Annotated in this window: 20 protein-coding genes; 15 read left to right on the forward strand and 5 right to left on the reverse strand. The window is 61.2% G+C overall.

Features of this window, described 5'->3' with window-relative positions; all coding sequences use genetic code 11:
• Positions 1–123 precede the first annotated feature (123 nt).
• Together ACT7DV_RS08780 and ACT7DV_RS08785 are read left to right on the forward strand one after the other, a co-directional pair.
• Positions 124–1572, forward strand: coding sequence for an amino acid permease (locus tag ACT7DV_RS08780; RefSeq protein WP_444661867.1), 1449 nt, complete (start codon positions 124–126; stop codon positions 1570–1572).
• A 70-nt stretch (positions 1573–1642) separates the two neighbouring features.
• Positions 1643–2362, forward strand: a complete 720-nt coding sequence (locus ACT7DV_RS08785) for a hypothetical protein (RefSeq protein WP_444664815.1) — start codon at positions 1643–1645, stop codon at positions 2360–2362.
• A gap of 105 nt (positions 2363–2467) precedes the next feature.
• On the opposite strand, the gene ACT7DV_RS08790 is transcribed toward ACT7DV_RS08785, so the two are convergent.
• A complete protein-coding gene (locus ACT7DV_RS08790; RefSeq protein ID WP_444661869.1) occupies positions 2468–3784 on the reverse strand; it encodes a LuxR C-terminal-related transcriptional regulator in 1317 nt (438 codons plus the stop codon).
• Between the two features lie 158 nt (positions 3785–3942).
• On the opposite strand from ACT7DV_RS08790, the gene hxlB reads away from it, so the two are divergent.
• Together hxlB and hxlA are read left to right on the forward strand one after the other, a co-directional pair.
• A complete protein-coding gene (gene hxlB / locus ACT7DV_RS08795; protein WP_444661870.1) occupies positions 3943–4539 on the forward strand; it encodes a 6-phospho-3-hexuloisomerase in 597 nt (198 codons plus the stop codon).
• A gap of 48 nt (positions 4540–4587) precedes the next feature.
• A complete protein-coding gene (gene hxlA, locus ACT7DV_RS08800) occupies positions 4588–5220 on the forward strand; it encodes a 3-hexulose-6-phosphate synthase (protein WP_444661872.1) in 633 nt (210 codons plus the stop codon).
• 72 nt (positions 5221–5292) lie between these two features.
• Here the strand turns inward: hxlA and ACT7DV_RS08805 are convergent, their stop codons facing one another.
• Complete coding sequence (locus ACT7DV_RS08805; protein WP_444661873.1) at positions 5293–9747, reverse strand: FtsK/SpoIIIE domain-containing protein; 4455 nt, start codon at positions 9745–9747, stop codon at positions 5293–5295.
• Positions 9744–10787 (reverse strand): RDD family protein, encoded by a 1044-nt coding sequence (locus ACT7DV_RS08810; protein WP_444661875.1) that lies wholly within the window; start codon positions 10785–10787, stop codon positions 9744–9746. The genes ACT7DV_RS08805 and ACT7DV_RS08810 overlap by 4 nt, the downstream gene beginning before the upstream one ends.
• Positions 10788–10933: 146 nt before the next feature.
• Here ACT7DV_RS08810 and ACT7DV_RS08815 point away from each other — a divergent pair, with 146 nt between their 5' ends.
• From ACT7DV_RS08815 to ACT7DV_RS08840, 6 genes are all read left to right on the forward strand, one after another.
• A complete protein-coding gene (locus tag ACT7DV_RS08815; RefSeq protein ID WP_347038139.1) occupies positions 10934–11221 on the forward strand; it encodes a WXG100 family type VII secretion target in 288 nt (95 codons plus the stop codon).
• Positions 11222–11338: 117 nt separating this feature from the next.
• Positions 11339–11653, forward strand: a complete 315-nt coding sequence (locus tag ACT7DV_RS08820; protein ID WP_444661877.1) for a hypothetical protein — start codon at positions 11339–11341, stop codon at positions 11651–11653.
• 30 nt (positions 11654–11683) lie between these two features.
• Complete coding sequence (locus tag ACT7DV_RS08825; protein WP_444661879.1) at positions 11684–13039, forward strand: putative T7SS-secreted protein; 1356 nt, start codon at positions 11684–11686, stop codon at positions 13037–13039.
• A 174-nt stretch (positions 13040–13213) separates the two neighbouring features.
• On the forward strand, positions 13214–13726 hold the full coding sequence (locus tag ACT7DV_RS08830) for a hypothetical protein (protein WP_444661881.1): 513 nt from the start codon (positions 13214–13216) through the stop codon (positions 13724–13726).
• On the forward strand, positions 13723–14313 hold the full coding sequence (locus ACT7DV_RS08835) for a hypothetical protein (protein WP_444661882.1): 591 nt from the start codon (positions 13723–13725) through the stop codon (positions 14311–14313). Before ACT7DV_RS08830 ends, ACT7DV_RS08835 begins: the two co-directional genes overlap by 4 nt.
• On the forward strand, positions 14313–14933 hold the full coding sequence (locus ACT7DV_RS08840; RefSeq protein ID WP_444661883.1) for a hypothetical protein: 621 nt from the start codon (positions 14313–14315) through the stop codon (positions 14931–14933). Before ACT7DV_RS08835 ends, ACT7DV_RS08840 begins: the two co-directional genes overlap by 1 nt.
• Positions 14934–15024: 91 nt before the next feature.
• Here ACT7DV_RS08840 and purB read toward each other — a convergent pair whose 3' ends face one another.
• Complete coding sequence (gene purB / locus ACT7DV_RS08845; RefSeq protein ID WP_444661885.1) at positions 15025–16431, reverse strand: adenylosuccinate lyase; 1407 nt, start codon at positions 16429–16431, stop codon at positions 15025–15027.
• 139 nt (positions 16432–16570) lie between these two features.
• Between purB and ACT7DV_RS08850 the strand changes: the two genes are divergently transcribed.
• Positions 16571–16843 (forward strand): hypothetical protein, encoded by a 273-nt coding sequence (locus ACT7DV_RS08850; protein ID WP_444661887.1) that lies wholly within the window; start codon positions 16571–16573, stop codon positions 16841–16843.
• A 2-nt stretch (positions 16844–16845) separates the two neighbouring features.
• Positions 16846–18201: a hypothetical protein gene (locus tag ACT7DV_RS08855; protein WP_444661889.1), complete on the forward strand. Its 1356-nt coding sequence runs from the start codon at positions 16846–16848 to the stop codon at positions 18199–18201.
• A 66-nt stretch (positions 18202–18267) separates the two neighbouring features.
• Here ACT7DV_RS08855 and ACT7DV_RS08860 read toward each other — a convergent pair whose 3' ends face one another.
• On the reverse strand, positions 18268–18660 hold the full coding sequence (locus ACT7DV_RS08860) for a phage holin family protein (RefSeq protein WP_444661891.1): 393 nt from the start codon (positions 18658–18660) through the stop codon (positions 18268–18270).
• A gap of 81 nt (positions 18661–18741) precedes the next feature.
• On the opposite strand from ACT7DV_RS08860, the gene ACT7DV_RS08865 reads away from it, so the two are divergent.
• The 3 genes from ACT7DV_RS08865 (at position 18742) to ACT7DV_RS08875 (ending at position 22099) form a co-directional block, all read left to right on the forward strand.
• Entirely contained in the window at positions 18742–19857 is a 1116-nt protein-coding gene (locus ACT7DV_RS08865; RefSeq protein ID WP_444661892.1) for a histidinol-phosphate transaminase, read from the forward strand.
• A 121-nt stretch (positions 19858–19978) separates the two neighbouring features.
• Positions 19979–21121 carry a pyruvate dehydrogenase (acetyl-transferring) E1 component subunit alpha gene (gene pdhA / locus ACT7DV_RS08870; protein WP_444661894.1) on the forward strand — a complete coding sequence of 381 codons (1143 nt, stop codon included), beginning with the start codon at positions 19979–19981 and terminating at the stop codon, positions 21119–21121.
• A complete protein-coding gene (locus tag ACT7DV_RS08875) occupies positions 21122–22099 on the forward strand; it encodes an alpha-ketoacid dehydrogenase subunit beta (protein ID WP_444661896.1) in 978 nt (325 codons plus the stop codon).
• The last annotated feature ends 16 nt before the right edge of the window (positions 22100–22115 follow it).

Below are 22115 nucleotides of genomic sequence, written 5' to 3' on the forward strand. Positions count from 1 at the left end.
GAGGGTACACGGAGAAGGCCTGAATGACCGATCTTGACGCTGTGTGACCACACATGACACGCCCGGCCGAAACGGCTGTCCAATCTCGATATCCTGAAGCGCATTCATTTCACAAGGAGCCCCATGATTCAGAGCACCACCAGCACCCGCGAGACTCCAGAATCAGAGTCCGGCCTGCGAAGAACCATGACCTCGCGCCATCTGGTGATGATCGCCTTGGGCGGCGTCATCGGATCGGGCCTGTTTGTGTCCTCGGGCTACACCATTTCCCAGGCAGGACCGCTCGGCGCGGTGCTCGCCTACGCGGTGGGTGCCCTGGTGGCCTACATGGTGATGAGCGGATTGGGCGAGCTCTCGGCACGGCATCCGGTGGCTGGCGGTTTCCATGCCCACGCCACCCGTGATCTCGGCCCGGCATGGGGCTTTGCCACGGCCTGGCTCTACTGGCTGTGCTGGGTGGTAGCCCTGGCTAGTGAATTCACGGCGGCCGGCTTGCTGATGCAGCGTTGGTTCCCCTCGGTGTCCGTGTGGGTCTTCTCGCTGATTTTCGCGGCCCTGCTGTTTGCCTTGAACGCTATTTCCTCGAAGGTCTTCGGCGAAACGGAGTTCTGGTTTGCGCTGATCAAGGTGGCCGCGGTGCTGCTGGTCATTGTTGTTGGCGCCGCGACGATCATAGGCATCAATCCGGCCAGCGATGCCGGAGCGATCGGCTTCTCGAACTTCCAGACCGAGGATGGCTTGTTCCCGACCGGGATCACCGGAGTGCTGGTGACCATCCTGTCGGTGTTCTACGCCTTCAGCGGCACCGAGCTGATCGGTGTAGCCGCCGGCGAAGCGAAGAATCCCCAGCTGAGCATTCCAAGGGCCATCCGAACCGCCGTAGTGCGTCTGACGGTGTTCTTCATCGGCGCCATTGTGGTCATTGCCGCGATCATCCCATATGCCGAAGCCGGGGCGGACGAAAGTCCCTTCGTGACCGTGCTGGATGTGGCCGGCCTGCCAGCCGGCGCCGACATCATGAACTTCGTGATCATCACCGCATTGCTCTCGGCAGGCAATTCGGGACTCTATTCCTGCGCCCGCATGCTGCATTCCATGGGTGCGGCAGGCCAGGCGCCCAAGGTCCTGTCGCAGACCAATCGCCGTGGCATCCCGATGCTGGCCCTGGGCCTGTCGATGCTCGGGGGACTAGTATCGCTGTTCTCCAGCTTTGTTGCCGCGCAGTCGCTTTTCCTCGCGCTGGTTTCCATTGCGGGCTTCGCAGTAGTGGCCGTGTGGATCGTGATTTGCGCATCGCACCTGTCCTTCCGCCGCCACTACGTAGCCGTGCACGGATCCACCGATTCCTTGCCGTACCGGGCGCCGCTGTTCCCGATTCTTCCGATCATTGCCCTGGCGCTGCTTGGCGCGTCACTCATCGGCGTGGCCTTTGATCCGGCGCAGCGGCCAGCCTTGTACTTCGGTGTTCCGTTCACCCTCGCCTGCCTGGCCTATTACCGCTGGCGCCACGGTTCTGGGGTGTTCAGCCCGCAGCGCGAAGCAGAAATGGTGGGAACTAAGTCCACGGCCTAGGAGTTTAAAAGGGCAGACGCGGTCGCAGAGCGTTCCGCCGACCCCTCAACAAGGAGTGATAGTCGTGTCCATGTTCAACAAGTTGATCCGCAAGGGCAAGCAGATGGCCGGCGAGTATGTGCGCGAGCAGCTCAGCGAGCGCAGCTCGCAGGGCCCGCAGAAATCGCGAGGTACTGCTCCCTCGTATTCCCAGCAGCAGCGTCCAACCTATGGAAACCAGGGATATTCCAACCAGCGTCCTGCTGCCGCAGGGGTTTCGCGTGAAGACCAAGCAGCGATCGAGAAATACAGGTACATGCTGCGTACCGCTCCGCCGCAGGAAATGGAGCGCGCGCACGCCGAGGCTTTCTCGCGCTTGACTCCGCAGCAACGCGCGCTGTTGCAGGCAGAGCTGTCCGAGCAGCTGCCGGAAGCCGAGCGCCCGTCCAGCGATCAGCCCCAGGACCTGGCACGGGCCGCAACACGCGCCGAAGTGTCGCGCCCTGGATTCATGGAGAAGATCCTCGGTTCCGGGTCGGGACGCTCGCGCATGGCCGGCGGACTGGCGGCCGGTGCCGGGGGACTGGGCATGGGCCTGCTCGGTGGTGTGGCCGGTGCATTTATCGGCACCGCGATTGCCGGTCCTTTGCTGGAAGGCTTTTCCGGAATCGGCGAGGAATTCGGGTCCATGGCCGAAGGCTTGGGTGACACCGTCTCAGGCGCCGGGGAGCAGATCTCATCGGCCTCAGAAGGCGCATTCGGCGACTTCCTCGGTGGTGCCGGCGGAGACTTCGGCGACTTCGAATTCTAGCCGGGGTGCTTCCTGCCTTATGGAATGACCCGGCAGCCGGTACCAGGCGCCGGCTCCAGCCAACTTGAAATGAGCCAGGTTGGAGCACGGCGTCCTAGGCCAATCTCAGGAGGCGTCCATCAAGCCGCGGCTATGAGCCAGCGCGGCCGCTTCGGCGCGGGAGTGGACATCCAACTTCTTGAACAAGTTCCGGATATGGAACTTCACCGTATTTTCACTGATTCGCAGTTCTGCTGCGATGGCGCGGTTGCCCTGCCCGGAAGCCAGAAGCTTCAACACCTCGAATTCACGGGTGGCCAATTTCCAGTGGGCAACATCAACCGCGGAGCTTCGCGGCGCATCTAGCGGGAGCGCTACCGCAACTTCGGTACCCCACCCCGCGATGGCCGACAGATTCAGCGTCCCCTTCAGCGCCTGCACTTGGCGCTGGAGCCTTTGGACGACCGGTGCTTGGTGATCCAGCGTGCCAAAGCCGTCATCGCGGACATTAATCAACAGGTTTTTCCCGTCGCAATCCCACTGCGTGCGAATCCTTTGAATTTGCGGCTGCTCCATCATGACCATGGCCAGCCCGCGGATGATCGAGCGCGCCGCGTGGGCAACCTCGCCCGGCAAAGCCCGCCCATCGGCAGGCGGCTCGATGAACTGCAATTCCACCTCCCCTGCCTCGCTCAGGGGGCGCAAATCATCGCGCAGGCGGTTGAATGCGGTGCCTACCGGTTCTTCAACCAGTCCACTGGTTCGGTCATCGAGCGTGCGCATGCCCACGAGGGTTTGCGCTGCCCACTCGGTGGCCTTCTGGCGCGCGGGGGCATCGGCGATTTGCCCGCTGCGCAGGGTAGCCAGCAGTGCGTCCAGGCTCGCAGAGAATTGATCCACCAGCTCGGTGGTGACCCGCGTGCGCTCGGCAGATACCGCTCTGGATTCGCGCAGGTAGGACGGCGGCGCATCAGCAACTTTTTCCCGGATTCGAGCGGCCGTCAGGTCCCACAAGTAGTCAAGCAGATCCCGAGAATCGGCATGGTTGACGGGTACTTCACCGAATGCCGGATCCACCAGAACCAGAAGCGCATTGCTTGGCAGGTAGCGGAGAACGAGTATTTCACGCTGCGAGCCAGCGATCAGATCCGTGGCGCGCCAGCGCACCTGTTCGGGATGGGAACGCCTTATGCGCTCCAATTCCTCAACGCTCGCTTTTGACGTGATCGACTCATCCCCGGCCTTCTTTTGCGGCCTGCCCGTGCAATCCTCGGTGAAAATCAGCAGGGCTGAACAACGGATGGCCGGCAATAACGCTGACTGCAGCCGCGGCGCAATTTCGAGCAGCGGGGACGTGGCCAGCAACGAAACTTTCTCCAGCAGATCCCATGGTGCGAGCCGATCGCCTAGCCCGGCAGAAGTGGTGGTGTGCGTCATTGCCATGGGGAGATTCTAATCCAGGTACCGGCCATCAGCCCACCCTTTCGGGTAGGAAAAACTGCTAGAAGACGGTGTATTGCCTACCCGGAGGATTCGCGAGGATTGAAGGTATTCACCCGGGCGAGCTCAGCGAGCCCGCAGCAACCAGCGAAGGGAAAAGCATGAGCGCAGAGCCGGCCGTATCAGCGACAAGAGTGGCGGACGAGTCCGTGCTTTCCGCCAGGGAGATTATTCTCGCTGAACTTGCCGCTAGCGCGCGGACCGTGGAAGCATCCCAGGCTGCCCAGGCAGCGCGCATGATCGGCGGGGCACCGCGGGTTTTCCTCACCGGAGCTGGCCGCAGCGGACTTGTGCTGCGCATGGCTGCCATGCGCTTGATGCATCTGGGGCTGGGAGTGCATGTGGTGGGTGAGACCACCACCCCGGCGATCGGCGCGGATGACCTCCTGGTAGTTGCCTCGGGTTCAGGAACCACCTCCGGCGTGGTGAAGAACGCCGAAAAGGCAGCAAGCATCGGCGCCCAGATCCTGGCTGTGACCACCGACGGAACATCGCCACTGGCGAATCTGGCTACGGAGACCGTGCTGGTTCCGGCCGTGCGGAAAACAGATCACGGGTCTTCGCTGTCCCAGCAGTATTCGGGCAGCTTGTTCGAGCAGTCGCTATTTGTCCTCACCGAAACCATCTTCCACATCCTCTGGAAGAACTCGGATTTTGCGGCGGAAGAACTCTGGACGAGACACGCCAATTTGGAATAAGCCGCCCAGGCCAATTGGGGCGGGAATCTAAAAAGAAAGAAGAGAGCTATGAAAATTCAAGTTGCCATCGATTTGCTGACCACGCAGGACGCCTTGGAGCTGGCTGCCAAGGTTGCACCCTACGTCGATATCATCGAGCTGGGGACGCCGCTGATCAAGGCCGAGGGCCTCTCGGCGATCGCCGCGATCAAAAGCGCCCACCCGGACAAGATCGTCTTTGCCGATATGAAGACCATGGACGCCGGTGAGCTGGAAGCGGACATTGCCTTCGCTGCTGGAGCCGACTTGGTCTCCGTGCTGGGCAGTGCCGATGACTCCACCGTGGCAGGTGCGGTGAAAGCGGCGAAGGAACGCAACAAGGGAATTGTTGTCGACCTGATCGGCATCCCGGACAAGGCCAAGCGGGCCAAGGAAGTCATTGCCCTGGGGGCGCAATTCGTGGAGTTCCACGCTGGACTCGATGAGCAGGCGCAACCTGGCTACGACCTTAACGGGCTGCTCAACGCCGGAATCGTTGCCGAAGTCCCATTCTCTGTGGCTGGCGGAGTCAGCATCAAGACGATTGGCGACGTCCAGAAGGCCGGGGCTCAAGTGGCGGTAGCTGGCGGAGCCATTTACAGTGCCGCGGATCCTGCTTTCGCGGCGCGCGAACTGCGCGAAGCCTTGGTCCAAGCCGGATAAGGGGCCTTTGCCAAAAGAAAGGTGGATTCGCATGGTTGCGAATCCACCTTTCTTTGCGCCCAGGCCGCTGGCCTACTGCTCCACGAGCGGCAGATGGACCAGCGTCCGCTGGCCGTTCTGGACCATGAAGCCTCGGCCTGGCGGGAATTCGTGGCGCTTGACCCGCGGGAAGGGCACCTTGAACAGCGAGTCCCCGTCGTAGGCGTCGGGCTTGAGCGCGATGCCGTGCCGGCTGGACTTCAGTTCGCCGAGCAAGCCGAAGCTGGAGGAGAACTGGTTGATGTCGCCGTCGGCCACCAGGAAATGGTCGGAGCGGTTGATGGCCTTGAGCAGCTCCTTGAGCGGACGCTCGGCATCCGAGTCGCCGAACTCGCTGAAGTTCTCGACCACAAAGACCATCTTGCCGGGCATGGACTCATCGGCGACCATATCCACCATGTCCTTGGCGAACTGGCGGGCTTCCGCCGGGCCCGAAGCGGTGCCGTTCCACATCCGCCAGGTGCGCAGCTCGGCGCGCCGACCGCCGATGTGGAAGAACTGGGTGGCCGGGTTGGCCCGTTCCAGGGCGGTGACCATGGCGCGCAGCGCGGTGGTCTTGCCGCTCTGCGGAGGGCCGGCGATGACGAAGGATCCGATCGGCTCGAAACCGCAAGGGCCCAGTGTCGCATCCGAGAGGCCGATGACCGGTTGCCCCTGGAACGAGTCCGGAAGCAGTTCGGCGGAGAACTCCTGGGGCAGGGCTTCGACGCTGGCGGCCTGCGGGGCCCCGGAAGCACGCAGCTCCTGGGCCCAGCTGGTGGTCAACGCCGTTTGCTCGGCCACGTTGGCGGTGCCGCCGAGCACCGCGATCTGCGCCTCGTGGCCCTTGATGATGGCGCGTCCCGGGACGCTGCGTTCGCTGAGCACATCCTTGGCCACCCCTAGCACGTTGTAGGCCTGCTCATCGGCCATGCGCAGCACCACGCGCTGGGTGATGTTCGCGCTGATCGCGGTGGGCACCGCGCCGAAGCGGTCGGCGGTGGTGACTACGTGCACGCCCAGCGGGCGGCCTTCGCCCACGATCCGCATGAACACCTGGTAGAACTCGCCGCGGCCGTGGCCCAGTTCCCAGTCGCTGCGGAACTGGCCGAAGCCGTCGATCAGCAGGAAGATGCGCGGCTCGGAAATGTTGCCGGTGACCTGGCGGTATTCGCTCAAGTTCGCGGCGTTCGCAGCCGCATAGCGGGCCGAGCGCTCATCGAGGTGCTCGGAGAGGATGCGGAAGACGCGCTGGATGCGCTCCACGTCATCGCCGCCGATCACCGCGCCGACCTGTGGCAGCGGATCCAGCGAGCGCAGCGAGCTGGTGCCGAATTCCAGGGCGTACACCGCGGCGGTGCCGGCCGAAGGGTTGGCGCCGGCCGCGAGCGCGATGCTGCGCAGGGCCGCGGACTTGCCGGCGCCGGAGGTGCCGTAGATCAGCAGGTGGCCGTCGGTATCCGGTTCGAACCAGGCGGTTTGCTGGGCCTGGTGCTCGGGGATGTCGGCCAGGGCCAGCGGGATCTTGCTGTCCGAGTCCGGGGCCAGCTCGCGCAGGTCCACGGTGGCCGCCAGGTCATCGAGCCAAGGCCGGCGCGGGGCCGGGATGCCGGCGCCATGGGAGGCGGCGATGAAGCTGGAGACCAGGCGCTTCTGGTCGTTCGGCCCGCTGTTCTCCTCGATATGCTCGCTGGCGGATTCGGGCTGCTCCCAGACGCGGGCGCCACCGAAGCGCAGGTCTTCCACGCGCACCTCGGCCGCCTCGGGCTCATCTGTGGTCCAGCCGCCGGCATAGCCGGACTGGAAGGGCACCAGCCGGCCGGGTCCGGTCTTGGCGATGCCGCGCCCGGGCAGCGAGGGGTCGAAGCCCGCGGCAATCGGGTCCTCCACCACGTCGTTGGAGTCCGCGGCATCGGCCATGCGCAGGGCCACGCGCAGGTTGGTATTGGCGCGCAGGTTGTCCTTGATGACGCCGGCCGGGCGCTGGGTGGCCAGGATCAGGTGGATGCCCAGGGAACGGCCGCGCTGGGCGATGTCCACCACGCCGTCCACGAACTCGGGCACCTCGCCGGCCAGGGCGGCGAACTCGTCCACCACCAGCACCAGGGCCGGCGGGGTTTCCGGGTCCTGGCGCTTTTCCAGCTCCAGCAGGTCCTTGGCCTTCTTGCGGTGGAAGAGCTTCTCGCGGTGGTGCAGCTCGGCGCGCAGGCTCATCAGCGCGCGGCGGACCAGGTGCGGGGAGAGGTCGGTGACCAGCCCGACGCAGTGCGGCAGCTCCACGCAGTCGGCGAAGGCCGAACCGCCCTTGTAGTCCACGAACAGGAAGGTGACCCGGTCCGGGCTGTACTCGGCGGCCATGGCCAGCACCCAGGCCTGCAGGAATTCGGATTTGCCCGAGCCGGTGGTTCCGCCTACCAGCGCGTGCGGCCCCTGGGTGCGCAGGTCCAGGCTCATCGCATCCGGGGTGCCCTGGCCGATGTAGGCGCGCAGCGTTCCGGCGCGCTTGAGCCGCGGCCTGGAACCGGTGGCGGCGCGGTCGATCACCGAGTTGTTCTGCTTCCAGCGCTCGAGCACCGCCTCGGGGGACTCGGCCAGCTCGGTGCCCAAAACCCGCAGCAGGGACACCGAGTCGGGGATATCCGAGGAGTCGGGGATCAGCGAGCTGGAGTCCACCACCGGGGCCAGCCGGCGGGCGAAGTGCTCGGCGTGCTCGCGCGAGACCCCTTCCACGGTGACCTGCTGCGCTTCCTCGCCGGCCCGGACCCACCCGACCCGGGCAGCGTCCAATCCATCGGTGACATCGAGGAATGTGCGGCAGGCCGCGGGCAGGGACTCGACGGTGGGGGCCACAAAAATCGTGTAGATGCCCACGGCCGGGCCGCGCTCGATAATCTGCGAGAGCCGGGCGCGGTCCACCGGGGCGTCATTGCTGACAAAGAGCACCAGCGAGAGGTCCTTGGCTGGCGGAACCTTGGAATTCTGCTCGCCGACCTCCTTGCCCATTTCCATCGAGGAATCATTGGTGGCCAGCGGGCCCAGGCGGTAGGAGGAGGGGTCGTTGCGCCGGGCGATCAGCTCTTCGAGGGCGTTGAGCAGCACCGTGCCCGAGGGCTGGGTGTCGGCCATCGCGATATTGGCCAGCGGGGAGCGCGGGCCGGTGGTGTGCGGCAGCCACTTGAACCATTCCAGGTCCTCGGTCCAGGCCGGGTCGATGATCGCCGCGGTGCACAGGTCATTGGGAGCATGCAGGCCGAAGAGCTGCACGGCCAGGGAGCGCAGGGCGTCAGCGGCCTGAATGCGCGGCCCGGCGATGCCGATGGCCCCGGCGGCGGGCAGCAGCTCGATGATCGGGACATCGTCGATCATCCGGTATTTCTCGGTGAGCTGCTCCACCCGTTCCACGTAATCCTGCAGCCCTGCACGGTCCGAGAGCTCGGCGACGGTGGTGCGGCTGCGCGCAGAGCCGGAGCCCAATCGTAGGGAGAGGTAATTCCAATGCTCGGGGCGCCGGGTCCACAGCAGCGGGCCGAGCGACTCGGCCTGCTCGAAGACCGTGGCGGTGGCCGGGGCCTCGCTGCGCCGGTGCGCCCGCTCGGCTTCCTCCCCGTCCAGCAGGGCATCTTCGAGCTGCTCGAATTGCCGTTCGAAGGTCTCGATTTCCAGCCGCAGCTTGTTGTTGTTCTGGGTGCGCTGGCCGATCAGGTTGCCCAGCATCATCAGCGGGGAAATCAGGACCACGATCAGCGAGAGAACGCGCTGGGTCAGCGAGAAGATGGTCAGGCCCATGATCATCGGGGCGAAGATCATCGGCCAGGGGAAGAGCTTGGGACTGGCTTCCTGCGGAATCGCGGGGCGGGGCAGCTCCTGGCCCGGATGGCGGATTTCCACGCGGGGGGAGCGGTTGAAGATGATCGAGCCGCCCTTTTCGTGCACCGGGGACTGCCCGGTGGTATGCCGGGGCAGCAGCTCGAAGTAGACGTCGGTGGCGCCGAGGGTAATGAGCTGCCCGGGGATCACGGCCACCCGCTGCACCAGCCCGCCATCGACCAGGATGCCGTTGGCGGAGTTCAGATCCACGAGCTCGATCTTGCTTCCCACCTCGATGCGGGCATGTTTGGTGGAGACCAGCCGGTCGTTGAGCACCACGGTGGATTTTTCCGAGCGCCCCACCGTTGAGGTGCCCGCGGGCAGCGCAAACGCCATGCCGGCATCCGGCCCATTGGCGATGCGCAGCACCGCGGCGGCCGAACCGCCCGAGACGAAGGCATCGGTGGTCGGCACGACCTCGATGGCGAAGCCGGAGCCGAGCTCGGCCTCGGCCAGCAGGGTCTGCGGGTCCAGCTGCACCGGCGCGGTGCCGGCGGCCGTTGCCAGCAAGGTGGGGCGCTCCGGGGACTGTTCGCCAGCCAGGGCCCGCGCCGCGTCGCCCACCGTGGCGGTGGCATCGCAGGTCATCACGATATCGACGGTACTGTGGTCCTGGCGCCTGAGCGTGGCCTTGATTTTCACTGGTCGGTCTCCTGGAAAGTGATGCGGAAGGATCGGCTGCCAACGTGGACGATGTCGCCGTCGTTGAGGTTCACCCGGGTCCGGGACGAGATGTTATAGGGAGCGCCGGAAGCCACGGTGATCTGGGTTCCGTTGCCGGAGTCCAGATCCATGACCCACACGCTCATCCCGTCGCAGCCGAAGGCCAGATGGGTTTTGGACAGCAGGCGCTGGGGATCCTTCAACGCGATCAGCAGCTCGTTGCCGGCACTGCCCTGGGCTTGCGGAGCCCGGCCGATGAGCCCGGATTCGGGCACCGGGATATATGAGCCGTCATCAAATGCGAAGGCCGCGCGCCGGATGACTCCGCCGAAATTCTCCGGCGCCGCATGCCAATCGCTGTTCTGCGCGCCGATGATGCCCGCAGTGGACCTTGGACGGGAGGGCAGCGAAAGCTCGTCCAGCTCGGCGCCGCCATCCACCGTGCCCAGCGATGGCAGATGCTCGGAGACATCGCGTTCGGGCCGGGCGAGCAGATACTCTGCCCGGGCCAGCGCCCGAGGATTGGTGGGGTCCAGCCCATTGCGGACGTCCACCACGAAGGTTTGGGCGATCTTGTCCAGCCAGCTGCGGCCGTGTTCCTTGTCGAACAGGCAGGAGAGCAGCAGCAGTGCCGGGCCGATGACCGGGAGAAGATGGCTGAGCAGGAAGACCAGGCCGGCGACCAGTACGCGGGCGAAACCAGGGGCCTGGAACGTGCCCACCTGGGCCGAGCGCAGGCGCATGGCTGACTTGCCCGGGGAACTGCCCTTGCGGCTGTTCATCGAGATCAGCACTATTGCATAAATCAGCATGAGCAGGGCGCTGACTGCGCTCAGTGCCATGGGGACCGTTGAGAAGGCGCCGCTGACCCGGAAGATCACCAAGCCGATGCCTGCAGGCAGCAAGGCAGCGAGCGCCACGGCGTAGTCAATCAGGTAGGACCAGATGCGCAAGCGAGCATCGGCCGGCCGCATTCCGAGTATGCGGGATTTGGCGAGGGTTGCTGCGACGACGTCCATAGGATCTTTCTACTTCAATGGGATATTGGTCCGCCACGGGGACTTCTCCCCATTGTATTAAAGCCATTTGCCACATTAGCGTAGATTCCGTTACCTGCCATTGCGGTCCGAACAACGGGCTTGCTGAATTCTTGAGGAGAATAGTTATGACTGATTTCAAGGCCAATTACGGTGAAATGGAAGCCATGGCGTCGAAGCTGGATACCGGCCGCGATGACCTGGACGGCATCCTGGATCAGCTGCACTCCGGTGTTGACAAGCTGCTGGGCGAGGATTTCACCACTGAGCACGCTTCGGGCCAGTTCGGCGAGGGCTACAAGGAATTGGACCAGGGCCTGAAGAAGGCTTTCGAGGGCATCAACGACATGGCGACGGCACTGCGCGACATGATGTCGCAGATCCAGGACACCGACCGCGGAATGGCCGGCCAGTAGCATCTGGAATTAGTGCGACATGAGGTGGCCGCCAGGCATATTCAAGGCGGCCACTTCACTGGTCGTTCAAGCAATTCATGTTGTCGTGGATCTATCGAAAAAAGGAGCCGTTGACCAGTGGGCGATATCATCTACTTGGCCCGACTTGACGAGATCGTTGCCGACCTAGGGGCGAGCATCACGGATTTCAAAGATGCTTCCGAGGTCGCGAAGGACATTGCGCGCTCGGTTGGCACGCCCAAGGGCAAGGGGGACCTCAAGGATCGTGTTGAAGATTTCGAGAATGACTGGAATGACACGCGCGACGATCTGGTGGAGAAACTGGACGGCGTTCATAAGCAGTTGAAGGATATCCGAGACGGATTCAAGGAATGGGACACGAAAACCCAACAAGCATTCCTGAATTCGCGGAAAAGCGATACTCCCAAGTAAACACGGCAGACCAACAGAAGGAACGCAGCCATGACCCTGCAATCACCAATCACCGGCGAGAGCCTTGAACTGATTGACGGAGATGCAGAAGACATTCATCGCCATGCCGTGGAATTGATTCGCTCCAGCGAGGCCATGGACCGTGCTGCCAATCGCCTGGAAGACATCAGCAACGGAACTACTGATTTAACCTCTGAAGCCATCACCAAGGTTCGGGAATCAGCCGACGAGGTTTTCCCAGATCTGCGCAAGGCCGCGATCCGATACAACGGCACGGGAGAGGCACTGAAGAATTATTCTTCCGCATTGGCCAGTGTCCAAGGCGCCTTTGCCCAATGTACTGCTCAGGGCGGGGTTGATACCTATGCTTCACTGGGCACTTTGATTGAGGATATCCAGGAAGCCAATACGACCGCGGAGTCGAAGCGGAACCTCGAAGACGATGCTCAAGGCCTTGTCAATGAGCACGACGGGTTCCTCGGCATGGGCGAAGGCACTGACGAGCAGAAGGAAGAAGCCGCCGAGGGCCTGAAGGATGCCCAGACCGCGCGACAGAATGCCGAAGAGGAGCTCGAGGAGCTCTGGGGAAAATTCGACGGCCGTGTCTCCTACTGGGAGGACGCATATGACGAGGCCGTAGGAAAGATCGAGGATGCTTTTGAGGCCGCGGGAAATGACGATACCGCCATGCAACTCATTGGGGATATCCTCAACTATGTCGCTCTAGCCGCCGCGATTATTGCGATCTTCGTCACCGGCCCCCTCGCTTTGGTGCTTGGTGCCATTGCGCTGGTGGCTTCCGTGATTGTTTTGGGCATGGAGATATATAAGATGGCCGTTGGCGACGGTTCTTGGTCGGACCTGGCATTTGCCATCATCGGATTGGTTCCTTTTGGCCGTGTCTTTGGCAAGGTATTCTCCAGTATGGGCAAGGGCTCAAAGGGCTTCTTCAAGGCCCTGACGAAGACACGCACGAGCAGTGCCAAAGGTATCGTCAGGTCTTCGGTCAAGCCTGTTGGAAGACGCCCACGCATGACCCGGGTGAAAGGCAACGGGCCAAGGCGCCAGCAAATCCGTCGGCAGAACGATGTCAAGAAGCAAAGATTCCGAGATGCCCACAACCGGCGAAAAGATGCATATATGCAGGGGTTCGAGGACTCCTTCTCGAAGAATAAATTCAAAATGTATGTGACCTACGCGCTGGATGGAGGTGCGGCGAAGCAACGCGCCTTGGCCGAGTATGTGGAAAATAACCCTCACCAGGTGTCACGAGTCGCCGAAGAATGGGCCAAGGGTGTAGGCAAGGGAGCGACACGGGAAGAATTCGGACAGTGGCTGATCTCGGTGGGCCTCTTCGGGCTCCAGAACAAGATCAATGAAAAATAATGCCTGATTTCCCTGGCCTGGTTCCAGACAGCAAATATCGAGTGGTGGCGGAGAGAAATCATGGCCCAAGGTCAAATGCAAGCTAGCCCAGTGCCTGCCGGGATCCGGTACCGTATGGTTTTCCCTCCTGGATGGCGTGAATTCAGGACCAGCATAGAGTTCGAAGAGGCCCTGGTGAAGCTGGTCACGGCTGAGCCCCGGGCGCAGGGTCGTGCCGATGTCGTGCTTATGCTGCGCCAGAAGGTCCATGAGATGTTCGAGGACCTGCGACGGCGTGGATCGCTTAGCTTCGCGATACCGGCAGAGCGCGGCAAAGCAGGGGTCTGGCCGGTCTCGTTGATCGTGACACCGCTGAAAACCGGCCCGAGCGGCACCTTGGCTGAAGCCGTACAACGTGCCGCTCGCGGGTGCACGGTGGACACGGAATCCGTCGAAGATGCCGATTGGTACTTTTGGAACACGAGTACCAGGGCGAAGGACGCCCCGGAGCTTCAAAGCCATGGCATAAATATGGTGGTGCCCCGCCCGTTGCCAGATGGTGGTGTGGATCCTGATCCCAAGGCGGGGCTTTGGCTGATGTACACCTATGCTGAGTTGGATCAGGTGAAACAGGACGAAGTGAATGAGGGGCTGAGACAGCTGGGATATGCGATATTGGGAAGCTTCAAGTGGGTGCCGGTGCAATGACCGCCTATGAAATCGAGCCGGATCTGGAATTTTGGCTGCCGGTGCCTCGGGAATTTCCCGGAGATGGCTTCCAGACTCCGGAGGAATGGGCCGAAGACCTGTCCCAATGCGCAATTCCCGACGATGCAGACTTGCGCGAGACCTACCGGCAGCTGGCCTTGGAAGTCGCGGTGAACCAATTCGAGGAATCCTCGCACACCTTCTGGTATTCGCCGGAAGACGGACACGCCCTGGGAACGGCGCATCTGGCGATCTTCGAGGATGATCCGGAGTCGAGCCTGGAGGAAATTGCCAAGCCGGAATACGAGTCGGTGACCCCCTTGCACCTGGAATCCTTCAAATCCGGGGTTTTTGGCGAGCTTGTCCAATCTGCATCGACCATCGCTTCGGAGGAAATTGCCGTTGATCAAATTCAGGCTGCCGCCGCAATCGGGCATATAAGGACCGTTGGACGCAGCCATGGAATGATTTTTGTGCTGGAAGCCTATGACGCAGACCTGACCACTTTGGGATTCATGATGGAACCAATGGTCGAATTCTTCGAGGCGGTCTCATTCGCAGAAGACATCGAGGGAGAGGAGCCCTGATGGGCAACGGGAAATCCGGTGCGCCAAGCGTCACCGGGTTCGTGACGCAACCGCACCACCACCTGCCGAGGCTGCGGAAAAGCCTGGTCCTCCTGGCTATCGGCGCGGTACTTGCCTACCTCGGTTACTACCTGATCAGCAACGACCTCCCCGAATCCTCCTCCCGTCGAGCTCAAATCGGCCTGCAAAGTATTCCAGCCGCATTCGGCGGCGCGTTCCTGATCTTTGGAGCTATCGGCTCGGCGACGGCCTTGGCAGGCCTCAAGCGCACCGGAGCTGAAGCTATCGACATGATTGTCGAGAAATCCGGACTTGTGGTGCGAGGAGAACGGCGGATCCCGTGGGAATCTATCGAATCGGTCACCAGCATCCAGTATAAAAATGAGGCGAAGGTCAAGCTCCTGTGGGACCCGTCCCAGCTTCATCGTTCGCTGCTGCTGAAGGTCGCGGGCGACGCAGGCCTGCCCGGACGGCAAACTGCGGATGGCGGTGATGAGGTCAAGATCGCTTTGGTGCGATACCCCGCGGCAGACTATTCGAAGTACTTCAAAATGGCCATGGGCCAATTTTCACTCCACGGCATCGCTGTGGAACATAAGACGAAGTGGATGCAAACGTGATGGCTGTCTGACACGCGGTGCATAGGAAAGGCCCGGCGCATCTTGGAAGTTTCCAAGATGCGCCGGGCCTTTCCCGTGGCGGCGTGGCCTGCTACTTCAGGTGGTCAACCAGCTGGGAAGCAATGCCGTTGTAGGTGCCAGGGGTCAGCGACTGCAGGCGCTGCTCGGCTTCAGCGGACAATCCGAGCTCTCCAACGAATTCCTTGAGGCGGGCTGCGTCTACGCGCTGTCCGCGGGTCAGGTCCTTCAGGCGCTCGTAGGGGTTGTCCATGCCTTCGACGCCTGCGATGGCCTCGGCGCGCATGACCATCTGGATGGCCTCGGCGAGGACCTCCCAGTTGTGGTCCAGGTCGTCAGCCAGCACTGCCTCGGCCACGGACAGTCGGTCCAGGCCCTTGGCAACGTTGGAGATCGCCAGCACCGAATGGCCGATGGCGGTGCCGATGTTGCGCTGCGAAGAGGAATCCGTCAAATCGCGCTGCCAGCGGCTGGTCACCAGGGTAGATCCCAGGGTGTCGAGCAGGCCGTTGGAGATCTCCAGGTTGGCTTCCGCGTTCTCGAAGCGGATTGGGTTCACCTTGTGCGGCATGGTCGAGGAACCGGTGGCACCTGCCACTGGGATCTGTGCGAAGTAGCCGATGGAGATGTAGCTCCAGACATCGGTGCACAGGTTGTGCAGGATGCGGTTGAAGCGGGCGATGTCTGCGTAGACCTCGGCCTGCCAGTCGTGGGATTCGATCTGGGTGGTCAGCGGGTTCCACGTCAGGCCCAGGTGCTCGACGAAGCTCTTGGAAATCTGCTGCCAGTCGGCGCTTGGCACCGAAGCGTAGTGGGCTGCGTAGGTGCCGGTAGCGCCGTTGATCTTGCCAAGGTACTCGGTCTTCTCGATGCGGTCCAGCTGGCGGGTCAGGCGCCATGCCAGCACTGCCAGTTCCTTGCCCAGGGTGGTTGGGGTAGCTGGCTGGCCGTGGGTGCGCGAGAGCATTGGGACTTCGCGGGAATCTTCAGCCATCTTGGCCAGCTGTGCGACAAGGTCGCGGGCTGCTGGAAGCCAAACGCTGGTCACGCCGCCCTGGACGCCCAAGGCGTAGGAGAGGTTGTTGATGTCTTCGGAGGTGCAGCCGAAGTGGACCAGCGGCTTGAGGTTGCCAATGCCGATAGCTTCGAGGCGGTTGGCGATGTAGTACTCCACTGCCTTCACGTCGTGAACGGTGACTGCTTCGATCTCTGCCAGTTCCTTCACGGAATCAGCATTGAAGTCGGTGACGATCTTGCGCAGCGCAGCCTTCTGCTCATCGGAGAGCGGCGAGGTGCCTGGAAGAACGGAATTGTCGGTCAAGTGGATCAGCCATTCAACTTCAACGTGAACGCGATCGCGGTTCAAAGCCGCTTCGGAAAGGTAGTCAACCAGCGGTGCCACGGCGCTGCGGTAGCGTCCGTCGAGGGCAGTCAGTGCCAGTGGTTCATTAGCAAGGGAAGTGCGCGCAATCTCAGCCATACCCATATTCTTCCATTCCTTGCCCGCCTTCACATCTTTTACTTCATGCAGGTTTCCACATCGAGGGCCCTTCCCGCTCTGATTCGTGGCGTCCACGGCCATGATGGGCAACAGAATTCGAATGACGAGGAGCAGGAAAATGATGTTCTCAGCAACATTGGACTCGATGGCTTTTCAGTTGGATGATGCCCAGAAAACCACCCGTTTTGCCATTGCGCAGCTTGATTCCATTGGTTCGTTGACTTGGAAATCTGCGGCGGGCCGGGCCTTTTATGACCGGGTCTTGGAGCTAAGCACCTGGTTGGAGCAGCTGAACCGGGAGCTGGCGGAAGCCGAGTCGTATGTGGGTGCCGCAACCCGGGAAATCCAGGAACTGGAGTTGCAGATCATGAAGCAGAAAATGGCATTCTGATCATGGGGTATGACGTCAATTACAACCAGTTCGATTACGCGAAAGCGGATGAGGTCTGCCGGCAGGTTTCACGCGACCTGGCTGAGGTTCGCGAGCGGGTGCTCTGTGCTCAGCGCGCAGCGAGCCGATGCCAGAATGACCTGGTCGCGGCGGCTGCGGGTGCCTGCGTGGTTGCACGGAGCCCTAGCTTAGACTTCCTCGTATGGCGGCTGCGTGCAGCGATGTTCCGGGCCGAGTCGTCCGCTTCGGAGAGCGAGCAGCTGAGCTCTGCTATTGGGCAGGCCAGCCGTAATTACGAATCAGCCGAGAACCGGGTGGAGCACCGAATTCTCGCCATGACTTTTGTGCAAAAGCTTGGCGATGTCATCCAAAGCATCAAGATCAACAACATGCGCCCGCCCACGGAACAAATGGAGACGATCCTGTGTATGTTGATGCTGATGCGCCCGGATTTAACGTTGGGCTGGGGCAAGAGCTTCGGCGATCAAGTTGAAATCCAGACCAAAGAGCTTACCGGGATGATCCGGCACTTCAGTTCACATCGTGATACCGACATCGTCATTACACAGCAGGACCCGCCGCAAGAAGTTCGCGTGAATGGCGGGCCGGAAAGCTTCTACGAACTCCACAGCATGCTCGAGGACCGCGGCCCCGAGGAAAATGGGAAGTTCATGGTTGTGGAGGTTGATGGGAATACCTATGCGGTGATTCTTCCCGGAACCCAACCTTCGGAAGGGGATGGAGTTCCTTTTGATGAGTGGGGAATTGCTGATGCATTAGGCCTTGAATCTGAGAACTATGTGGATGCGATCGCTGATGCCATTGAAGCCAGCGGTGCCAAAGAGGGAGACGAGATCATTCTTTCCGGGTACTCGCAGGGCGGGATTCATGTGGCGCAGTTAATCAAGAACAAGTTCTTGAATCGCAAGTACAAGATGAACAAGATGATCACACTGGGATCGCCCATCGGTGGAATCGAAATCCCAGATCGGGTCCGCAGCCTATCTGTGGAGGACGATAAGGACATGGTCCCGGGAACCGACGGAACGCCGAATAAAAATCGGGGCCGGAACCATTACACGACAATCTTTGACGGGCCACGCGAGAGGATCAAGCCGTTGCTTGATGACGATTCCTTGTTCGGTGCGCCGCATCAACTCAAGAACTACGGGGATCACTTGCGCGAGTTGGGCGAGAACCCGAAACCTGAAATCCGCGAGCATCTCGGGCACTTCCAATTGCCGAAAACTCCGATGAAAATACGGAAGTTCAAGATTGAGCGCGTACCTCGGAGAATGACTGAGAAACAACGACTAGACAACGAAAAGAGACTCAAGAACATGAGCCTTCCCCATTGATTCGAAAAAGGGCAGTAAAAAGTGGTTTCCGGAGGGAAACCACTTTCCTATGCTACGAACGCCCGATCAGAGTTGGTCTCGGTCGCTTTTGACGAACAATCCCAGGACCGCGGAGACGATCGCAATGATGATCGTGCCTGCAATGGCGTCCCACCAGAAGCGCTCAATGGAAAGCTCGATGGGAGTGAAGCTGGTCAACCAAGAAGTGAGCAATAGCATCAAGGCATTGATCACTATGGTGAACAAGCCCAACGTCAAGCAGGTGATTGGCAAGGAAAAGAACTTCACGATGGGTCGCACCAAGGCGTTAACCAGGCCGAAGATGCCTGCGACAACGAGGTAGGCGATCGCGGTACTTGCCGCTCCATCGCCAACAGCGTGAATCTGCAAGCCGGGAACGATCCAAACAGCGGCCGCGAGGGCCAAAGCATTAATGATGACTCGAATGAGGAAGCTCATGCTTTAACTCTGTCATAAAAAGCTGAGATCGGTATGTGGATGGGATGTAATCAGCCCCCAGATGGAGGATACCCTTTAGCTATGACTGAGAATCCGGTGACCCAGGACCAGGTGCAGCCACGCCCCGTCGTTGCACGTTTGCCAAAATACGCTGCGGGTAAGCCGCCAGCATCTGTAGAAGGCATCACCGCCTTCAAATTGTCATCGAACGAGATCCCATTTGGCCCTCTGGACACCGTGAAACAGGCAGTGATTGAGCAGAGCAGCTTGAATCGCTATCCAGATCCGTTGTCGACCAAACTGCGCGAGGCCCTTTCCGAGTATCTGGACGTTCCCGCCGAGGATATCGTCACGGGTGCCGGGTCGCTCGGCGCCTTGACCCAGATTCTGAGCACCTTCTCGGGGCAGAACGAAGACGGCATCCAAGACGAAGTGATCTACGCCTGGAGATCATTCGAGGCTTACCCGATCCTCGTTCAGTCTGCCGGCGCGCTCCCAGTGGAGATTCCGCTGCTGGAAGATGGACGCCACGATCTTGAAGCGATGATTGCCGCCGTCAACGAAAACACGTCAATCATTTTGCTGTGCACGCCGAATAACCCGACCGGACCCATCCTGACCCAGGCCGAAGTTGATGACTTCTTGGCACGAGTACCCAAAAATGTTCTGGTGGTCCTGGACGAGGCCTATATCGAGTTCGTGCGGGACGAGAAGTCGGTGGATGGACTTCATACTTATAACGCACATGAGAACGTCGTGTTGCTCCGCACCTTCTCCAAGGCTCACGGCCTGGCGAACCTCCGCGTTGGGTACTCGGTGGCCCACCCGGAAATCACCAACAATCTTCGTGTGATGGCCACGCCTTTTGCCGTATCCAGTGTTGCCGAGGACGCGGCGGTCGCATCGCTGTCGCAGATTGACCAGGTGCTCGAACGCGTTGATTCCTTGGTTCAAGAGCGTGAGCGCGTGGTGGCAGCACTGAAGGAACAGGGCTGGAAGATTCCTTCAACCCAGGCGAACTTCGTCTGGTTGCCTTTGGGGGAGAAGACCGCAGAATTCGTTGAGCGGGCGAATGCGGTGGCGCTTTCGGTACGTGGTTTTGCCAATGAAGGCGTGCGGGTATCGATTGGTGAAGTGGAAGCGAACGATCGATTCATCGAGCTGTGTAAGGAATCACTGTATTTGGCGCATAGCTGATTGGTGCTGTTGTCTCGCGTTTTAGCAGCCAATGGCTATAGGCTTAGGAGTTAGACAAGCCGTATATGTCCCATGCGGAATGTATTCCGTGTGGGGCATATTTAAGATCAAAGGAAGATATATGACGCGTGCTGCGACTGAGGCGACGGAGACGGATCTGATTCAGATCTTGACCCCGGACGGCCAGCGTCACTCCCACGAAACGTACGATGCGTATCTGGGTGACGTTGACGATCAGATGCTCCGCGGTTTCTACCGCGACATGGCATTGACCCGCCGGTTCGACCAGGAAGCCACAGCGCTGCAGCGTCAGGGCCAGTTGTGCCTCTGGGTTCCACTGCGTGGCCAGGAAGCGGCGCAGATCGGCTCGGGCCGTGCTACCCGTCCGAACGACTACATCTTTCCTACCTATCGAGAGCACGGAGTCGCCCTGACTCGCGACGTGTCTTTCTCGGAGATGCTTCGCCTCTTCCGCGGCATTTCCGGTGGAGGTTGGGACCCTCGGGAAAACAACTTCCACATGTACACCATGGTTCTTGCCGCGCAGATGCCTCATGCGGCCGGATACGCCATGGCCTTGAACATGGAACAGCAGGGCTGGGACGAAGAACGCCGCGCAGCCGAGGGCAACGCCGTCGTGGCCTACTTCGGTGACGGCTCATCGACGGAAGGCGAAACCCACGAGTCGATGGTGTTCGCCAGCTCCTTCGACGCGCCAGTGGTGTATTTTTGCCAGAACAACCAGTGGGCTATCTCGGTTCCTTTCGAAGTGCAGTCCAAGGTTCCACTGGTAACCCGCGCGGCCGGCTACGGCATGCCCGGCGTCCGGGTAGACGGCAACGACGTCCTGGCAGTGCTCGCTGTGACCCGCTGGGCCCTGGAGCACGCCCGCAGCGGCAAGGGACCGGTGCTCATTGAAGCTGTGACCTACCGGCTTGGCGCGCACACCACCGCGGATGATCCCACCAAGTACCGCATGAGCGAAGAAGAGAAGCAGTGGGCGCCGAAGGATCCGCTGATCCGCCTGGAAACCTACCTGCGCGACAACAACCTGGTTGATGACGCATTCTTTGAACAGCTCGCTGAAGATGCTGACGCGATGGCCGCCAAGGTCCGTGAGGACGCCATGGCATTCCCTGTCCCGCCATTGGCCAAGTCCTTTGAACAGGTGTACGCGGAAGCGCACCCGCTGATCAAGGAAGAACTGGCGTGGCACCTGGAGTATGAAGCCGGATTCGCAGATGCGGCCGAGGGAGAGCAGTAAATGACCACCACAATGACCCTGGCCAAGGCCATCACCACTGGCCTGGACAAGATCCTGGAATCCGATGACAAATCCTTGCTCATGGGCGAGGACATCGGACGCCTCGGCGGCGTCTACCGCATCACCGATGGGCTGATCGACAAGTACGGAACCCACCGAGTCATCGACTCGCCATTGGGAGAGGCCGGCATCGTCGGCACCGCCGTGGGCATGGCCCTGCGCGGCTTCAACCCGTTGGTGGAGATCCAGTTTGACGGATTCGTCTTCCCGGCCTTCAGCCAGATCACCACGCAGCTGGCCAAAATGCATGCCCGCTCAGAAGGACGCCTGACCGCCCCAGTGGTCATCCGCATCCCCTACGGCGGCGGCATCGGCTCCATCGAGCACCACTCCGAATCCCCGGAAGCGCTCTTTGCCCACACTGCGGGTCTGCGCATTATCACCCCGTCCAACGCCCATGACGCGTATTGGATGATCCAGCAGGCAGCAGCCTGCCAGGACCCGGTGATCTTCTTCGAGCCGAAGCGCCGCTACTGGCTCAAGGGCGAGGTGGATACCGAAACGCCGGCCTTGGACGCCTTCAAGGCACAGGTGGTTCGCCCCGGCACCGATGCAACTATCGTGGCCTACGGCCCCTTGGTTCCTATTGCCTTGGCCACCGCGGATGCTGCGTTGGAAGATGGCCGAAGCATCGAGGTGATCGACTTGCGGTCGATTTCCCCAATCGACTTCGACACCATCACCGAATCGGTGCAGAAGACCGGACGGCTGATCGTCACCCACGAAGCCCCGACCTTCGGTGGCATCGGTGGCGAAATAGCAGCCCGGATCACGGAGCGCGCCTTCCTTTCCCTGGAAGCACCGGTGCTGCGCGTCGGAGGATTCCACATGCCCTACCCGATATCCAAGGTCGAGTCGCAGTACCTGCCTGACATCGACAAGTTGCTCGAAGCCCTCGACCGGTCATTCGCTTACTAAAGCGGGACCCAAGGAG

The sequence above is a fragment of the Glutamicibacter sp. TV12E genome, assembly GCF_052441935.1.
Classification (GTDB): Bacteria; Actinomycetota; Actinomycetes; order Actinomycetales; family Micrococcaceae; genus Glutamicibacter.

Excerpts from the sequence above, each read along its gene's own strand:
- ACT7DV_RS08860 (WP_444661891.1), bottom strand. The coding sequence starts at position 18,660 with ATGAGCTTCCTCATTCGAGTCATCATTAATGCTTTGGCCCTCGCGGCC.
- ACT7DV_RS08855 (WP_444661889.1), top strand. The coding sequence starts at position 16,846 with ATGGGGTATGACGTCAATTACAACCAGTTCGATTACGCGAAAGCGGAT.
- ACT7DV_RS08865 (WP_444661892.1), top strand. The coding sequence starts at position 18,742 with ATGACTGAGAATCCGGTGACCCAGGACCAGGTGCAGCCACGCCCCGTC.
- ACT7DV_RS08825 (WP_444661879.1), top strand. The coding sequence starts at position 11,684 with ATGACCCTGCAATCACCAATCACCGGCGAGAGCCTTGAACTGATTGAC.
- ACT7DV_RS08810 (WP_444661875.1), bottom strand. The coding sequence starts at position 10,787 with ATGGACGTCGTCGCAGCAACCCTCGCCAAATCCCGCATACTCGGAATG.
- purB (WP_444661885.1), bottom strand. The coding sequence starts at position 16,431 with ATGGCTGAGATTGCGCGCACTTCCCTTGCTAATGAACCACTGGCACTG.
- hxlA (WP_444661872.1), top strand. The coding sequence starts at position 4,588 with ATGAAAATTCAAGTTGCCATCGATTTGCTGACCACGCAGGACGCCTTG.
- ACT7DV_RS08780 (WP_444661867.1), top strand. The coding sequence starts at position 124 with ATGATTCAGAGCACCACCAGCACCCGCGAGACTCCAGAATCAGAGTCC.
- ACT7DV_RS08850 (WP_444661887.1), top strand. The coding sequence starts at position 16,571 with ATGATGTTCTCAGCAACATTGGACTCGATGGCTTTTCAGTTGGATGAT.
- ACT7DV_RS08815 (WP_347038139.1), top strand. The coding sequence starts at position 10,934 with ATGACTGATTTCAAGGCCAATTACGGTGAAATGGAAGCCATGGCGTCG.
- ACT7DV_RS08790 (WP_444661869.1), bottom strand. The coding sequence starts at position 3,784 with ATGGCAATGACGCACACCACCACTTCTGCCGGGCTAGGCGATCGGCTC.
- ACT7DV_RS08835 (WP_444661882.1), top strand. The coding sequence starts at position 13,723 with ATGACCGCCTATGAAATCGAGCCGGATCTGGAATTTTGGCTGCCGGTG.
- hxlB (WP_444661870.1), top strand. The coding sequence starts at position 3,943 with ATGAGCGCAGAGCCGGCCGTATCAGCGACAAGAGTGGCGGACGAGTCC.
- ACT7DV_RS08840 (WP_444661883.1), top strand. The coding sequence starts at position 14,313 with ATGGGCAACGGGAAATCCGGTGCGCCAAGCGTCACCGGGTTCGTGACG.
- pdhA (WP_444661894.1), top strand. The coding sequence starts at position 19,979 with ATGACGCGTGCTGCGACTGAGGCGACGGAGACGGATCTGATTCAGATC.
- ACT7DV_RS08785 (WP_444664815.1), top strand. The coding sequence starts at position 1,643 with ATGTTCAACAAGTTGATCCGCAAGGGCAAGCAGATGGCCGGCGAGTAT.
- ACT7DV_RS08875 (WP_444661896.1), top strand. The coding sequence starts at position 21,122 with ATGACCACCACAATGACCCTGGCCAAGGCCATCACCACTGGCCTGGAC.